This window comes from Insolitispirillum peregrinum (genome assembly GCF_900156605.1).
Taxonomy (GTDB): domain Bacteria; phylum Pseudomonadota; class Alphaproteobacteria; order Rhodospirillales; family Rhodospirillaceae; genus Insolitispirillum; species Insolitispirillum peregrinum.
Map to the genome: position 1 here is coordinate 54,108 of NZ_FTOA01000004.1, position 15,852 is coordinate 69,959.

Annotated in this window: 10 protein-coding genes and 2 tRNA genes; 8 read left to right on the forward strand and 4 right to left on the reverse strand. The window is 61.8% G+C overall.

Features of this window, described 5'->3' with window-relative positions:
- Positions 1-68: 68 nt before the first annotated feature.
- Positions 69-145, forward strand: a tRNA-Arg gene (locus BW995_RS11250).
- Positions 146-357: 212 nt separating this feature from the next.
- Positions 358-434: transfer RNA gene (locus BW995_RS11255), tRNA-Arg, on the forward strand.
- Between the two features lie 15 nt (positions 435-449).
- On the opposite strand, the gene BW995_RS11260 is transcribed toward BW995_RS11255, so the two are convergent.
- Positions 450-1,196, reverse strand: coding sequence for a DUF7168 domain-containing protein (locus BW995_RS11260; RefSeq protein ID WP_076400509.1), 747 nt, complete (start codon positions 1,194-1,196; stop codon positions 450-452).
- 320 nt (positions 1,197-1,516) lie between these two features.
- On the opposite strand from BW995_RS11260, the gene BW995_RS11265 reads away from it, so the two are divergent.
- From BW995_RS11265 to modD, 4 genes are all read left to right on the forward strand, one after another.
- On the forward strand, positions 1,517-3,382 hold the full coding sequence (locus tag BW995_RS11265) for a GGDEF domain-containing protein (protein WP_076400510.1): 1,866 nt from the start codon (positions 1,517-1,519) through the stop codon (positions 3,380-3,382).
- Between the two features lie 534 nt (positions 3,383-3,916).
- Positions 3,917-4,801, forward strand: a complete 885-nt coding sequence (locus BW995_RS21235) for a helix-turn-helix domain-containing protein (RefSeq protein ID WP_084194780.1) — start codon at positions 3,917-3,919, stop codon at positions 4,799-4,801.
- Between the two features lie 2 nt (positions 4,802-4,803).
- A complete protein-coding gene (locus tag BW995_RS11275; RefSeq protein WP_076400512.1) occupies positions 4,804-6,543 on the forward strand; it encodes a monovalent cation:proton antiporter-2 (CPA2) family protein in 1,740 nt (579 codons plus the stop codon).
- A gap of 320 nt (positions 6,544-6,863) precedes the next feature.
- On the forward strand, positions 6,864-7,736 hold the full coding sequence (modD, locus tag BW995_RS11280) for a ModD protein (protein WP_076400513.1): 873 nt from the start codon (positions 6,864-6,866) through the stop codon (positions 7,734-7,736).
- 71 nt (positions 7,737-7,807) lie between these two features.
- Here the strand turns inward: modD and BW995_RS11285 are convergent, their stop codons facing one another.
- From BW995_RS11285 to asnB, 3 genes are all read right to left on the reverse strand, one after another.
- Complete coding sequence (locus BW995_RS11285; RefSeq protein WP_076400514.1) at positions 7,808-9,604, reverse strand: SLC13 family permease; 1,797 nt, start codon at positions 9,602-9,604, stop codon at positions 7,808-7,810.
- A 153-nt stretch (positions 9,605-9,757) separates the two neighbouring features.
- On the reverse strand, positions 9,758-10,774 hold the full coding sequence (locus BW995_RS11290) for an NAD-dependent epimerase (RefSeq protein ID WP_076400515.1): 1,017 nt from the start codon (positions 10,772-10,774) through the stop codon (positions 9,758-9,760).
- A 93-nt stretch (positions 10,775-10,867) separates the two neighbouring features.
- On the reverse strand, positions 10,868-12,802 hold the full coding sequence (gene asnB, locus BW995_RS11295; protein ID WP_076400516.1) for an asparagine synthase (glutamine-hydrolyzing): 1,935 nt from the start codon (positions 12,800-12,802) through the stop codon (positions 10,868-10,870).
- 233 nt (positions 12,803-13,035) lie between these two features.
- Here asnB and BW995_RS11300 point away from each other — a divergent pair, with 233 nt between their 5' ends.
- Both BW995_RS11300 and BW995_RS11305 read left to right on the forward strand, forming a co-directional pair.
- Positions 13,036-14,331: a nucleotide sugar dehydrogenase gene (locus BW995_RS11300; RefSeq protein ID WP_076400517.1), complete on the forward strand. Its 1,296-nt coding sequence runs from the start codon at positions 13,036-13,038 to the stop codon at positions 14,329-14,331.
- A gap of 12 nt (positions 14,332-14,343) precedes the next feature.
- Complete coding sequence (locus BW995_RS11305) at positions 14,344-15,630, forward strand: RsmB/NOP family class I SAM-dependent RNA methyltransferase (protein WP_076400518.1); 1,287 nt, start codon at positions 14,344-14,346, stop codon at positions 15,628-15,630.
- Positions 15,631-15,852: the final 222 nt, after the last annotated feature.

A 15,852-nucleotide genomic window follows, 5' to 3' on the forward strand; every position in this document is an offset into this window, starting at 1 on the left:
ACTAGAAACACGCTCCTCGGCGGGACACACCGCTGAGACAAAAAAGTCACTCACTGGTGACGCCCTCTGCGCCCGTAGCTCAACTGGATAGAGCACTTGACTACGAATCAAGAGGTTGGAGGTTCGAGTCCTTCCGGGCGCACCAGTGTTAAACCCCAGGTCAAAAGCCTGGGGTTTTTCTTTTTGGCTTTGATCTGACACAGATTTTCGCCTTTCGCCCTGCAAAAGCGCCCGCCTGAAAAAAGTTTTGATCCTGTGCATTTTTCCCTTGCCAAAGGTCAAAACAGCCTATAGAAACACGCTCCTCGGCGGGACACACCGCTGAGACAAAAAAGTCACTCACTGGTGACGCCCTCCGCGCCCGTAGCTCAACTGGATAGAGCACTTGACTACGAATCAAGAGGTTGGAGGTTCGAGTCCTTCCGGGCGCACCAGTGTTAAACCCCAGGTCAAAAGCCTGGGGTTTTTCTTTTGCCCTTTTTCCTCGGCGGGGATCGTTCCTCAAACAACGCCTCCTGCCCCGGCAAAGCCATACCGACCTGATCGGCAGCCTGTTGCCCCTGAGTGAACAAAGCCCCATCGAAACGCCGCCCCGAACCATCGCTTTCGCGCAGGGTCAGCCCCAGATCACCAAACGCCTGATCGACCAGCGATCGCCGCACCACCACCAGCGCCCGCCCATCAGCCAGCGCCGGAGCCGCTTGTTCCCGTTCAGCCACCACCGCAAGAATCCGCTCTGCCAGCGACGCTGCCATGCCGAACTGGAACGATGCCTTGGCATCATCGCCCTGCCGGATGAATCGCTGGCTGGCCCGGAATTGTTCCCAGCCCTCGGCCAGCGCCTGCCGGATCACCTGTTCGAGGGTCGCTACCACCTCCAGGCTTTCGGGCAGACCCAGAATGACGTGGGTGATTTTGCGGCTGGCATCGCGTTCCATCCACACCCGGCAATCGAACAGGGCGGCGATGGCAGGCAGGCACAGGCCAATCGGTTGGCGTTGCTTTTTATTGGTTGCCAGCTCCAGCCGCTGGCAGGCCGAGGTCTCGACCAGCGCCTGCGGAAAATCGGCATGGTAACGATCGAGTAATTCCACCAGCTTCCCTGCCGCCGCCACCGCTTCGGCTTCGGTGCACCCGTTGGCGACGGTCCGCGCCCGCAAGGCAGCCACCAGACTGCGCAACTTGTCAGCATTCATTCTAAAGTACCCTTTGCAGTCCTTGATCTGGCAGGCATCTTTTCTTGCCATTTACAGGGGCGGCCATATGCCGGGCCGGAAAACCTTACTCTTTATATTGAAAAGGATATTGACCAACCGGAAAGGCCTGTGGTTGTGTCCTGTTCAGCGGAAGCAACCTGCATTTTCTCCGTTGGGAACACCGCACAGACACAAAAATACGGCCTGTGCGCCCAAAGGGCTATCCCCCATCGCCAAACATGGCATGGCCGGAGGATACAAGCAGGGGTTTTTCGCCACAGGGGCCAATCGTCGCGTTTGGATCAGGGACAGGGAACACCATGAGTCTAAGCACAAAGATTTCCATCGTTTTCGGGGCCATCGCCGTGTGCCTGGTTTCCATGCTGGTGGTGATCAACCTGTATGCGTTCCGGTCATTTTCCATCAATGCGTCGACCGAGCACATCCGGACGGCTGCCGAAATCGTGCGCGTCCATCTGACCGAAGCGATGATCAACGGGGTGATCGACAAGCGTGAAAGCTTCCTCACCCGCCTGATGGAAGTGCAGGGTCTGTCTTCGGCCCGCGTCATCCGTGGTCCGCAGGTGGTCAAACAGTTCGGCCCAGGCCTTGGTGGCCGTGAAACCGCATTTGACACCATTGAAGAATCCGTCCTGCAAAACGGTCAGCCGCAGTACGAAGTCATCGAAAGCGACGACGGCACGACCTTTCGCGGCACCATTCCCTTTGTCGCCACCGCCAGGGGAACCCCCAACTGCCTGCAGTGCCACGAAGTCCCCGAAGGGGCCGTACTGGGGGCCGTCACCATGTCAATGTCGGTGGACAACCTGAAATTCCAGGCGGTAATCACCGTGTTTGCCATCGTCGGCATCGTGATGGTGTTTTCCTCGCTGGCGTTCTTTGTCATTCGCCGCATGATCCGTCCGGTGACCGCCACCGCCCAGAATGTCGAGGAGGCCGTTCAGCGGGCCTTGCGCGGCGATTTCAAGGCCGTTGTCCGCAAGACCACCAACGATGAACTGGGGCAGATTGCCACCGACATGAACCGCCTGCTGGTCTTTCTGGACGCGGGCCTGACCCGGATCGGCAAGAATGTCGCCCACCTGACCAACCGCACCACCAGCAGCGACGACAACCTGCTGGAAGCCACCATCGACATGGTTGATGGTCTGACCCGTGCCGCCCATTTCAAGCAGGCGATCGAAGAAGACGAAACCAAGAGCGAAATTCACCACCGTCTGGCCGAAGTGATGCGGGAAGAATTCCAGTTGCAGGAATATTCCCTCTACGAAATCATCCAGAACAAGAACCAGATGGTCCCGGTCTATGTCGATGGCGAGGCGGAAGGTGCCTGCCGCTGGTGTGACCCGCAGATCATGGTCCGCAGCGAAGCCTGTCGCGCCCGTCGTACCGGCCATCCCGTCGATGGCATCAGCAACCCGGGCATCTGTTACGCCTTCAAGGCTGGCGACCACAACAACGACCGGGTCCATGTCTGCCTGCCGATCATGCAATCCGGCGCGGTTGGCAACGTCCTGCAACTGGTTGCCCGCCCCGAAGACGAGGAGGACCTGCGCAGCAAGATTCCGCTGATCAACGTCTATCTGCGGGAAACCGCCCCGGTGCTGGAAACCAAACGCCTGATGGACTCGCTGCGCGAGTCCAGCCTGCGCGACCCGATGACCGGCCTGAACAACCGTCGCTTCCTCGAGGAATATGTCGAAACCCTGGTGGCCAACAGCCAGCGCAACCAGATGGGCCTGACGGTGATGATGCTCGACCTTGACCATTTCAAGATGGTCAACGACACCTACGGCCACGACGCGGGCGATGCGGTGCTGAAATCGCTGGCCAAAGTGTTGCGGCAGGCGGTGCGGGCGTCGGACATGGTCATTCGCTATGGCGGCGAAGAATTCATGATCATTCTGGTGAATACGGTCGGAGACCCCGCCGATCAGGTCGCCGAGAAAATTCGCGCCTCGGTCGAAGCGATGGAAACCCATGTCGGGGCCACCACCCTGCGAAAGACCATCTCGATCGGTGTCGCCGATTTCCCCAGCGACAGTGATACCTTCTGGCAGGCGGTCAAATTTGCTGACGTTGCGCTGTATCAGGCCAAGGAAAGCGGACGCAACCGCGTGGTCCGCTTTGTCTCGGACATGTGGCAGAACAAGAAAGAGTATTAGACCAGTGTGCGTTAAACCTGACGCCACGGTACACGACAGTTTGAAAACAAGAGCGGGCTGCCGCCCGAACCTGCCCGGGGCCTGAGGCCCCGAACCCCCATTTTTCTTTGACTATCAAAGTAATGGGGTCTGGGGCCGACCAGCCCCAGCGAGGTGTGGAGCAGCGCTCCATGATCTTGTTTTCTGTTTGTCGTGTACTGTCATCTGACGCAGGAACGCTGGTCTGATCTTTTGTTTTGTCGCAGTGATTTTGCGCAAAACCGGAACCACTTTTGCGCTCACGGCTCCAGACCAGTGTGCGCAGGCAGCCTTCCTCCCCCTTTTTGACGCTCACGACCCTTGCGGCCTGGCAGAAAACAAGGCCACCGAAAGGAAGCATCCGGTTCGGGAGTCGCCTTTGGGCACCCGGTCCGAACCGGTCGCGCGACACGACCCAAACGTATTACACCTACAGGAACAAAGACCACAAAACAAAAGTGTCGATGACCACACCAAGGGTTTGCATAAAATAGTATATACAGCCGCACTATACCTATGCCCCATCAGGATCGTGCACTCTGCCGCATAAAAGGGATTGATCAACGTTCACCTGCTACCTATTCTCAATGGGACAGAGGGTTGCCCCATCGCTACAGAGGTGGCGGGCACGGGGATCAACCCTTCCGTAACAGTTCGCAAACACCTGCGGCCTCATACAAAAGGCTGACTCCAGTTTTACTGCGTCAGACCCGTTGTCTATTCGATGCAGGTGCTTTGCCCCAGTGCGAGGGCTTGACCGTGCAAGAACGGCTTATCCGACATATTCGAGAATCCCTTGGGTTCACCCAGCAGGAATTCGCTGCCAGCTTGGGGATCAGCCAGGCCACCGTCTCGCGCTGGGAAGCTGGCCGTGTCAGCCCGGACATCGAAATGCGCCGCCGCATTCATGATCTGGCGCGCAAGGACCGCGGGATGGTCGATGCGCCGCTGTTCGCCCTGATCCGTCGTTCGCCGAGCTATATGGCCCTGCTGGACATGGACATGCGGGTGATGGCCCTGTCCGACACCGCCGCCGCCCTGCACCGCCTGTCGGCCCGCGAGGCCTGTGGTGTCAACTATCGCCCGTTCTTCAGCGAAGACCTGGAAGAAGCCTATAACCAGTCGCTGGCCGCCGGTTTCTTTACCGGCAACACCCTGAACGTTGACCTGTGCTGCCGCATGCTGACCCTGCAGGGTGAGACTGTGTACATGCGCGGGACCTGGCACATCGTGCACCGCCCGTCCAACGGCCACCCGCTGTTGATCTGGCAGGGCGAGCAGATCAGCGAAGCCGAATACCTGTCGACCTCGGCCGAACAGGGTGTGGTCCGTGTCGTTGGCCTGCACGAATGGCTGGAAGACGGCATGCCGAACGGCTCACAGATCGAGGCTGTTGCCTGACAATGCCTGAACACGCCATTGGCGGTTTTGAAGCGGCGCTGATCCTGTTGATCAGCGCCGTCGTCTTTGTACCGCTTGCTGTCCGTTTCAACATCGGCTCCATTCTTGGCTATCTGGGGGCTGGCGCGCTGGTCGGGCCCTCGGGGCTGGGGCTGATCCAGAATGTCGATGCCGTGCGCCACCTCGCCGAATTCGGGGTGGTGTTTCTGTTGTTCGTCATCGGCATCGAGATGAAACCATCCCGCCTGTGGCTGATGCGACGGCAGGTTTTCGGTCTGGGCGGCAGTCAGGTCCTGATCACCGGTGCGGTGCTGGCCTCAGCCATTGTCTTTCTGCCCCTGTTTCCCTCGCCGCTGAATGTGGGACAGGCGTCCCTGATCGGGCTGGGGCTGGCCCTGTCATCGACCGCGATGGGGTTGCAAATCCTGGCGGAACGGCGCGAGCTATCGGCTCCCCATGGCCGCAGCGCCTTTGCCATCCTGCTGCTGCAGGACCTGATGGTGCCGGTCTTGCTGGCGATGGTGCCGATGATGGCCAACAAAACCGATGAATTCGGGGATGAACTGGCCTTTGCCGCCATCGAAGCCTTCGGGATGATCTTTGCCGCCTTGCTGATTGGCCGCCTGATGCTGCGCCGGGTTCTGCGGGTGGTCGCCCAAAGCCGCAGCTCGGAAATCTTTACCGCCGTCGCCCTGCTGATTGTCCTCAGCATGGCGTGGATCAGCGAACAGGCCGGGCTGTCGCAGGCTCTGGGGGCCTTTCTGGCCGGTTTGTTGCTGGCCGACTCTGAATACCGCCACCAGATTGAAGGCGACATCCAGCCGTTCCGCGGCCTGCTGCTGGGCCTGTTTTTCATCGGCGTCGGCATGAGCATCGACTTGCGGCTGCTGCTGACCGACTGGCCGCTGATTCTCGCCCTGCTGGTCGGACTGATGGCCATCAAGACACTGGTCCTGATCCCGTTGTGTGGCCTGTTCGGACAGGACTGGCGCGACGGTACCCGCGTCGGCCTGCTGTTGTCGCAGGGTGGCGAGTTTGCCTTTGTGCTGTTTGGCATCGCCATCAGCCAGAACGTTCTGTCGCCCCAGATCGGCAGCATGCTGGTGCTGCTGGTTTCCCTGTCAATGGCGCTGACCCCGCTGGTCGTTCTGGCTGCTGAACGTCTGCACCACCGGTTGTCGCCAGTCACCACCACGTTGCGAGCAGATACCCCGCCCGAGCCCCGCACCAACGAAGCCCACGTCATCATTGCCGGGTTCGGTCGGGTCGGTCGTACGGTGGCCGTTCTGCTGAAAGCGGCGGGCAAACCCTATCTCGCCTTTGACAAGGATCTGGAGCGGGTCGCACGCGGGCGGGCTGCGGGCTTTGAGGTCTTTTACGGCGATTCCAGCAGGCCCGAGGTGCTGCGCGCCGGTCACGCCGCCCGTGCGGCGTTGCTGGTGGTCACCCTTGATGATCCCGGAACCACCACCCGGCTGGTGGCCTGCATCCACCAGCAGTTCCCGGATTTGCCGATCCATGCCCGTGCCCGCGATCTGGTGCATTCGCAATCCCTGCATTCCAGCGGTGCCTTGCAGGTGGTACCGGAAACCCTCGAAGCCAGCCTGATTCTGGGGGACAAGGTTCTGACCGCCCTTGGCATGGCCAGTTCGGACGTTTCAGCCGTCATCCACGCCCAGCGCGAGAATGGCTATGCCCTGCTGATGCAATCAGGTCTGGCGCAGGACCCTGCCGGGAATTAGAGTATTGTGCGTGAAATCTGACGCCACAGGACACGACAGTTTCTGAAAAAGAATGAGCTACCGCCCAGACCCGTTTGGGACCTGAGGCCCCAAGCCCCTTTTTTCTTTCAATATCAAATCAATGGGGTCCGGGGCCTCAAGGCCCCGGCGAGGTGTGGAGCAGCGCTCCACGTTACTGTCGTGTACTGTGAGGCACACTGGTCTAACCTTTTGGTGTGCCACAGTGATGGTGCGCAAAACCGGTTCCCGCTTTTGCGCACGATGCTTTATGCTTCAGACAGGCTCCCCCATCGGCCTTTCCTCTGATAGCAGGGCATCCCATGACTCTTGCGCACATCAGCCTGTCTTCCCGCGCCCTTTCCGATCACGATCTGACCCGCCTGTTGCACGAAGACGCCCCGCACGGCGATCTGACCACCAGCAGCCTCGGCATCAGCGGCCACCCCGGCCAGATGACCTTCCGCGCCCGTGGCCCGCAACGGCTATCCTGTAGTGAAGACGCCGCCCGCCTGATCGAACTCGCCGGAGCAACCATCCTGTCCGTTCGCCCCTCTGGCAGCACTCTGGCCGATCAGGACGAAATCCTGCATGCCGAAGGCCCGGCAGGAGCCTTGCTGCTGGCGTGGAAAGTGGCCCAGACCTTGCTGGAATACACCGCTGGCATCGCCAGCACCACGGCGGCACTGGTTGCGGCCAGCCGTCGCCCGGATGGCAGTGGCCCGCTGATTGCCTGCACCCGCAAGACCTTCCCCGGCACCCGTGCCCTTGCTGCCCGCGCGGTCCGCGATGGCGGAGGGATCATGCATCGCCTCGGCCTGTCGGAAACGATCCTGCTGTTTCCCGAACACACCCCTTTTACCGACCTGATCACCGCCATCAGCCATCTGCGCGCCGCAGCGCCGGAAAAACGGGTGGTGGTCGAAGTTGGTTCCCTTGCTTCCGCCCAGCAGGCGGTCCATGCCGGAGCCGATGTCTTGCAACTGGAGAAGTTTTCTCCCCCCAATGTGGCGGAGGTCACCCAGTGGGTCAGCACCCATGCCCCCCAGTGCATCGTCGCCGCTGCCGGGGGCATAACCCCTGACAACGCAGCAGCCTATGCGGCAGCAGGGGCCGATGTGCTGGTCACATCCTGGCCATACTTTGCCCCGCCACGGGATGTCAGCGTCAGCATTACCGCCAAGGCATCGGCCTGAAAGCAATCAGTGCAAAAAAGGGCCGCAAGACACGACAGCAGTAAGCAAGGTCATGGAGCACGGCTCTAGCCTCAGAACGGCCAGAACAGCGGGATGACCAACACCGCCACGATACCGACAATGATGTTCATCGGAATCCCGACCCGCAGGAAGTCAGAGAAGCGATAACCACCGGCAGAGTAAACCATGGTGTTGGTCTGATAGCCGATCGGGGTGGCAAAACTGGCCGACGCTCCGAACATCACCGCCACCACGAACGGACGCGGGTCCACCCCCAACTGATGGGCCAACCCCACGACCACCGGGGTCATGATCACCCCGACCGCATTGTTGCTGACGATTTCGGTCAGGAAGGAGGTCAGAACATAAATGGCCGCCAGCATCACCCATGGCGACAAGCCATCGAACAGCGGCACCAGCCCGCTGACCACCATCTCGACCGAACCGGCTTTTTCCATCGCCGTCCCGACACCCAGCATGGCAAAAATCAGGATCAGGATACGCCAGTCAACCGAACGATAGGCCTCATCGGCATCCACACAGCGCGTCAGCAGGACGACTGCTACGCCGATCACCGCCAGACCGGCAATCGGAACCCACTCAAGGGCGGCAATCACCATGATCGCCAGCACCACGACCATCACGATCGGGGCCTTGGACCGGCGCAGCGGCTGTTCTTCCGGCTCGGCCAGATTGATCAGGCGTTCAGCGGTTGCCAGACGGCGCATGTCATCGGGCGTCCCTTCCAGTAACAGGGCGTCGCCGACCTCCAGCACCACGTCATCCATGTTGCCGCGCAGGTTTTCCCCCGCCCGGTGAACAGCCAGCGGATAGACGCCATAGCGACGGCGAATGCGGACCGAGCCCAGCCGGTTGCCGACCAGCGGCGACGATGGCCCCACCAGACCTTCGGCGATCACTGTTTCGCGGGCAGCCATCGGCTCCAGGGCGTTGCCCTTGGGGAAATCCACCTGCCCTTCATCGCGCAGACTCATCACCTCGGCCACGCGGGTTTTCAGGATCACCCGGTCGCCGCCCTGCAATTCGACGCTGTCCATCACCCGCCGCATGGATTCTTCGCCGCGCAGAACGTCAATCACCCGGCCATTGGCCCGCTTGAACAGCGCCACCTCCAGCGGCTTGCGTCCGATCAGGGGGGAACTGATCGGAATCAGGACTTCGGTCAGGAAATTGCTGCGCCGCCCGTCACCCAACAGTGAAGTCACGGTATCCCGCTCGGGCAACAGCCGCTGCCCCACCAGCAACAGGTACAACAGGCCCACCGTTCCCATCACAATGCCGGGCAGGGTGATTTCAAACATCCCGAACGGTTCCAGCCCCTGCGCCCGCGCCACCCCGTCCACCAGCAGGTTGGTTGAGGTGCCGATCATGGTACAGGTGCCCCCCAGAATGGTGGCATAGCTGAGCGGGATCAGCATTTTCGACGGAGCCTGATTCAGGGTGCGGCACAGCCCCATCACCACCGGCATCATCACGATCACCACCGGCGTGTTGTTGATGAAGGCCGAGGCCAGCATCACCAGCACCAGCATCACGATCATCGCCAGCGCCGGCCGTCCAGCCGCCACCGCACTCATCATTTTACCAAGGGCTTCGATGGCCCCGGTACGCATCAAGACTCCGGACAAAACGAACATTGCCCCGATGGTTGCCGGAGCACTGTTGGAAAAAACCTTCAGCAGGTCATTGGTATCAAGCAACCCCAGTGTCAGCAGCAAGGCCACACAGGCGACCGCGATGGTATCAGGCGGATATTTTTCCCACACGAATGCGGCAAACAACAGCGCGATGACGACAAGGACGACAACACCCGCATAGGGTTGCAGCCCCAGCAATTGCATCAGCATGATCCGCGACCCCTTTGGCAGACTGTGAAAGTCTTTTGCACCCCGGCCCCCCGGTTGCTCACCGGGGGGCCGGGCATTGGGCAGGCACAATATCCAGATTCATCTTTTTTAAAAGGTATTATTCTGCGCAAACAACACTTACGGGTCGTTATTTTAAACCTGATAGTACGAACGATACCAGTCAACAAAGGCCCCGACCCCGTGTTCAACGGTGGTGGTCGGGCGGTACCCGGTATCCCGCTCCAGTGCCGAGGTATCAGCAAAGGTCGCCGACACGTCGCCGGGCTGCATCGGCATCATGATCAGCTCGGCGGTCTTGCCCAGTTTGGCTTCCAGCGTGCGGACGTAATCCATCAACTGCACCGGCGCGCCCCGGCCAATGTTATAGACCCGGTACGGCCCGATACCGCTGGCCCCCGGATCGGGGTGGCGGGTGGCGGCGGTCCACTGTTCATCCACGCTCGCCGGACGATCGCACACCCGCACCACGCCTTCGACGATATCCGCGACATAGGTAAAGTCGCGCTGCATGTCGCCGTTGTTGTAGACCTCGATCGGCTTGCCTTCGAGAATCGCCTTGGTGAACTTGAACAGCGCCATGTCCGGGCGGCCCCACGGACCATAGACGGTAAAGAAGCGCAGGCCGGTGGTCGGCACACCAAACAGATGGCTATAGGTGTGGGCCATCAGTTCGTTGGCCCGCTTGGTGGCGGCATACAGGCTCATCTGGTGGCCGACGCCGTCGCTTTCCCGGAACGGCATCGTTTCATTGGAGCCATACACCGAACTGGTCGAAGCATAGGTCAGGTGTTCAACCTGATAATGACGGCAGCATTCCAGAATGTTCAGGAAGCCCACCAGATTGCTGTCCACATAGGCGTGGGGGTTCTGCACACTGTAGCGAACACCGGCCTGCGCCGCCAGATTGATCACCCGCTGCGGGCGGTGGCTGGCAAACACGGCGGTCAGAGCATCACGGTCCGAAATATCCAGACGAGCCTCAGTAAAAGCCGGATTGGCCTTCAGCAGTGCCAGACGGGATTCCTTCAGGCGGACATCATAGTAATCATTCACACAATCGACGCCGATCACTTCGTCGCCACGCGCCATCAGCGCCTGCGCGGTGTGAAAGCCAATAAAGCCAGCCGTACCAGTGACAAGGATTTTCATCAGTCTCGATCCATCGGGATATTTGCTGCGGGAAATCCTAGAGCATTGTGCGGACGGTGGTAACCGCTTTTCGCAAAAACAATGCGACAGACCCTACCACACCGGCTTGTACTGCTCGGCCCATTGCTGCCACATCAAGACCGTCCACAGGGCCTGCGTGTGGTTGCGCACGCCGCGAACGTGCTGGTCCCACGCCATCCGCACCGCCCGCACATCCAGCGCCCCACCATCGCGCAGCCGCTGTTCGTCCAGCAGGCTTTCCGCCCACTCCCGCAGCGGACCGCGCAGCCAGTCGGCAATCGGGGCGGCAAAGCCCTGTTTCGGGCGATCAAACAGCGTTTCCGGCAGATGGCGATGCAGCACCTGCCGCAGCAACCATTTGCCTTGCCCGTGACGGATTTTCTGATCCATCGGCAGGCTCCAGCTGAATTCCACCACCCGGTGATCGAGCAACGGCACCCGCGCTTCCAGCGCCACCGCCATGCTGGCCCGGTCAACCTTGGTCAGAATGTCGTCGGCCAGATAGCTCAACTGGTCGATGGCCTGCATCCGGGGAACACCACTCGGGGCCGCCTGCAGCGCCCGTTCGCTGATATCAAAGCCGCAATCGCGACCATCCGCCGTCGGAGGCACCTGCCACTGGGAGGCCAGCGCCAGATGCACATCATCAAGGCTGCCCGAGCGCAGCAACGACGCCACCTTGCTGACCCGATCCGCCGGAGCAAACGGGCGGTGGCGCACCGGCAAAACCCCAAACGCCGCCGACCACCACGACGGTGGCACCGCCTCCAGCCCGGCAGCCAGCGTCCGCCGCACTCCCAGCGGCCAACCGCCAAAGCGTTGCCACAGGCGATGGCCGGCCAGATAGCGGGTATAGCCGGCGAACAGCTCGTCTCCACCATCGCCGGACAGGGCCACCGTCACATGCTGGCGGGTCATTTCCGATACCAGATAGGTCGGAATCTGCGAAGAATCGGCAAACGGCTCGTCGAACATGGTTGCCAGTCGCGGCACCACATCACGGGCATGGGCATCGGTCACCCGCAGCTCGGTATGATCGCTGCCCAGAGCCCTGGCGACCGCCGCCGCGTGATGGCTTTCGTCAAAATCTGCGCTCTCGAACCCGATGGAGAAGGTCCGCACCGGCCGGTCACTGGCCTGCTGCATCAGCAGGGCCACCAGCGAACTGTCAATGCCACCGGACAAAAAGGCCCCCAGCGGCACATCGGCCACCATCCGCCGCTGAACCGCGTCGCGCAGCAGGGTTTCCAGCCGGTCGATGGCTTCGGCATCGGACAGGCGCGGAGCCTGTACCCCGGCAGCAATCACGTCGCCCAGCGTCCAGTACGCCGCCTCGACCGGTGCCCGGTCACTGCCGGAAAAGGTCACCATGCAGCCCGGCATCACATGCCGCACGCTATCATAAATGCTGTCCGACCCTTGCACATAGCCAAAGCGCAGGAAGCGGGCCAGCGCCGCCCGGTTCACCCGTGGCGCCCAGTCATCATGGGCCATCAGGGCTTTCAATTCCGAGCCGAACACCACCGTCCGCCCGGCCCGGCCCCAGTACAGCGGCTTGATCCCCAGCCGGTCGCGCACCAGCACCAATATCTTTTCGTGGCGATCCCACAGGGCAAAGGCAAACATGCCGATCAGGCGGTTGACCGTCTGGCGCACCCCCCAGACAGCACAGGCCTCGACGATGGTTTCGGTATCGGAATGCCCGTGCCATGCCGGTTGATGGCCTTCGGCAGCCAGAGCCGCCCGCAGGTCGGCACTGTTATAGACTTCGCCGTTATAGGTCAGCACATAGCGGCCACAGTGCGAGACCATCGGCTGTGCCCCGGCGGGCGACAAGTCCACAATCGACAGGCGACGGTGCGCCAGCCCCAGACCTTCGGTCGCGTCACACCAGATGGCCCCGGCATCCGGTCCCCGGTGCAGCAACTGGTCTCCCATCCGGCGGCTCAGCGCCTCGGCCTGCTGGAGGGGGAGAGAGGGACCAAAGAAGCCCGCAATGCCACACATCGCCGTCTCGCTTTCGCAACTGCTGCCAAGCCTTTGCTATAGCGGTCGTTGACCCGTCAGGCAACCCGGTGATGCAATCCCGCCCCATTCCAGCGGTTTTCCACCCTGTTCACCGGTGGTTTTTGACGAACGGTTCTTGTCGCCCTGCACCTGCTCTTGTAAAAACGCACTCCATGTGCCCTTCCAATCCTTCTGCCTGCGTTTGCGAAGGCATCCCCTGTCAGGACAACACAATGACCGCCCATACCCGCAAGATCTCGGTAATCGGCCTTGGCTATGTGGGGCTGCCTGTGGCCGTCGCCTTTGGGCGACAGGCGCCAGTGGTCGCCTTTGACATCAACTCCCGGCGTATCGCCGAGCTGAAGGCCGGACACGACCGGACCGGCGAAGTCGATGATCACGAACTGGCGGCGACCTCGCTGATCCTGACCGATTCCCCCGCCGATCTGGCGCAGGCCGATTTCCACATCATCACCGTGCCGACCCCGATCGACGACGCCATGCTGCCGGACCTGCGACCGCTGATCAGTGCCTCGCGCACCATCGGCAAAGTGCTGAAAAAGGGCGATATCGTCGTCTATGAAAGCACCGTCTATCCCGGTGCCACCGAAGAAGACTGTGTGCCGGTGCTGGAAGCCGAAAGCGGCCTGACCTTTGGCCGCGACTTCACCGTTGGCTACAGCCCCGAACGCATCAATCCGGGCGACCGCGAGCACCGCTTCACCACCATCAAAAAGGTGGTGTCCGGCTCGGATGCCGCCACCCTCGACATCGTGGCCGCCGTCTATGGCAGCGTGGTCGAGGCGGGCATTCACCCTGCCCCGTCGGTGAAGGCCGCCGAAGCCGCCAAGGTGATCGAAAACACCCAGCGCGACCTGAACATCGCCCTGATGAACGAGCTGTCGGTGATTTTCCACCGGCTGGACATCGATACCCGCGACGTGCTGGCCGCCGCTGGCACCAAGTGGAACTTCCTGCCGTTTACCCCCGGTCTGGTCGGCGGGCACTGCATCGGCGTGGACCCCTATTATCTCACCCACCGCGCCCAGCGGGCAGGCTATCACCCGGAAGTCATCCTTGCCGGTCGCCGGATCAACGACAACATGGGGGCCTTCATCGCCCGCGAGGTGATCCGCTCGCTGATGACCTCGGCCAGTGGCGACGCCAGCGGGGCCCGCACGGTGACCGTGCTGGGCTTCACCTTCAAGGAAGACGTCCCCGACCTGCGCAATACCAAGGTGGTCGATGTGGTGCGCGAGCTGGAAAGCTTTGGCGTACAGGTGCAGATTTATGACCCGGTGGCCGATGCCGCCGAAGCCCATCACGAATACGGCCTGACCCTGACCGCCCGCGCCGACCTGCGCCCCGCCGATGCGGTGGTGCTGGCCGTGTCCCACGCCGAATTCCGTGCCGCAGGCTGGGATCTGCCAGTCGCCCTGTTGCGCGATGGCCGGGGCATGGTTGCCGACGTCAAGGGCATCCTCGACCGTTCCGCCGTTCCGGCCAATGTCACCCTGTGGCGCCTGTAAGGCACAAATCCAATGAGCTCTTTGCCCGCCAACCGCCGTGCTGCCCTCACCCTGTTCACCGCCGTCCTGCGCGACCACAAGCCGCTGGAAGATCAGGCCGAACAGATTTGTCGTTCTCTGGAACCGCGTGACCGGGCCTTTGTCCGCATGGTGGTGGCCACCACGCTGCGCCGGATCGGCCAGATTGATGGCGTGCTGAACCGCTGCCTTGATCGCCCGATGCCCGCCAAGCTGGCGATGGTGCGTGATGTCTTGCGTCTGGGGGTGGCCCAGATGGTGTTCCTCGACACCCCGGCCCATGCGGTGGTCGATACCGCCGTCCAGCTGGTCAAGGATGGCAAGTTTGCCCCCTATGCCGGGCTGACCAATGCCATCCTGCGACGGGTGGCACGCGATGGCAAGGCAATGGCCGAAGCCATCGACGCCTGCCGCCTGAACACGCCGCGCTGGCTGTGGAACGACTGGGTTGCGTCCTATGGCGAAGACACTGCCCGTGCCATCGGTGAGGCTCATCTGGGCGAAGCGCCGCTCGACATCTCGCTGAAGCCGGGCGAAGACCCCGCCGTTTGGGCCGAGCGTCTGGAGGCGGTTGTGCTGCCGACCGGCTCGCTGCGCCGGGCTGCTGGTGGCGCGGTGCAGGATCTTCCCGGCTTTGCCGACGGTGTGTGGTGGATTCAGGATGCCGCCGCCGCCATGCCGGTGCGCTTGCTGGGTGATGTTCAGGGCCTGTCGGTGCTGGACCTGTGCGCCGCCCCCGGTGGCAAAACCTGCCAGCTTGCCGCCGCCGGGGCCACCGTCACCGCCATCGACCGATCGGCCCGCCGTCTGCGGCGGGTGAGCGAAAATCTGGCCCGTCTGGGCCTGAGTGCCACTGTGCAGGACGGCGATGCCATCGTTTGGCGGCCAGAGGCCCCGGTGGATGCCATCCTGCTGGATGCCCCCTGCTCGGCCACCGGCACCATCCGCCGCCATCCCGACGTTGCCCGCCTGAAGAAGCCGCAGGACGTGCTGGACCTTGCCACCACTCAGGCCGATTTGCTGAAGGCCAGCGCCGAGATGCTCAAGCCCGGTGGGCTGGTGGTCTATTGCACCTGTTCACTGCAAAAGGCCGAAGGCGAAGACCAGATTGCCGCCGCCCTTGAAACCCTGCCCTTCGTGCGCGAGCCGATCCGCCCGGAAGAAATCGGCGGGCTGGCCGAGATGATCACCCCGGACGGTGATCTGCGGACCCTGCCCTGTCACATCCCGCAGCTTGGCGGACTCGATGGATTCTTTGCCGCCCGTCTGCGGCGCGTATAAGGACAAAGGGGCGGCGCAACAGTTGGGGGAGAATGGCGGACTGCCGTACGAACCCGTTTGGTGTCGATGCCCCCGGCCCCCCACTTTTTCTTTCAATATCAAAGTAATGGGGTCTGGGGCCTGACGGCCCCAGCGAGGTGTGGAGCAGCGCTCCACGTCCTTGCTTCCTTACTGTCGTGTACTGTGCCCACTTTTGCGCTCACGGCTTCAGACCAGCGTGCG

Bases quoted from the DNA above. Each gene is read 5' to 3' on its own strand.
- BW995_RS11285 (WP_076400514.1), bottom strand. From the start codon at position 9,604: ATGCTGATGCAATTGCTGGGGCTGCAACCCTATGCGGGTGTTGTCGTC.
- BW995_RS11260 (WP_076400509.1), bottom strand. From the start codon at position 1,196: ATGAATGCTGACAAGTTGCGCAGTCTGGTGGCTGCCTTGCGGGCGCGG.
- BW995_RS11275 (WP_076400512.1), top strand. From the start codon at position 4,804: ATGCCTGAACACGCCATTGGCGGTTTTGAAGCGGCGCTGATCCTGTTG.
- BW995_RS11300 (WP_076400517.1), top strand. From the start codon at position 13,036: ATGACCGCCCATACCCGCAAGATCTCGGTAATCGGCCTTGGCTATGTG.
- BW995_RS11305 (WP_076400518.1), top strand. From the start codon at position 14,344: ATGAGCTCTTTGCCCGCCAACCGCCGTGCTGCCCTCACCCTGTTCACC.
- asnB (WP_076400516.1), bottom strand. From the start codon at position 12,802: ATGTGTGGCATTGCGGGCTTCTTTGGTCCCTCTCTCCCCCTCCAGCAG.
- BW995_RS11290 (WP_076400515.1), bottom strand. From the start codon at position 10,774: ATGAAAATCCTTGTCACTGGTACGGCTGGCTTTATTGGCTTTCACACC.
- modD (WP_076400513.1), top strand. From the start codon at position 6,864: ATGACTCTTGCGCACATCAGCCTGTCTTCCCGCGCCCTTTCCGATCAC.
- BW995_RS11265 (WP_076400510.1), top strand. From the start codon at position 1,517: ATGAGTCTAAGCACAAAGATTTCCATCGTTTTCGGGGCCATCGCCGTG.
- BW995_RS21235 (WP_084194780.1), top strand. From the start codon at position 3,917: ATGCCCCATCAGGATCGTGCACTCTGCCGCATAAAAGGGATTGATCAA.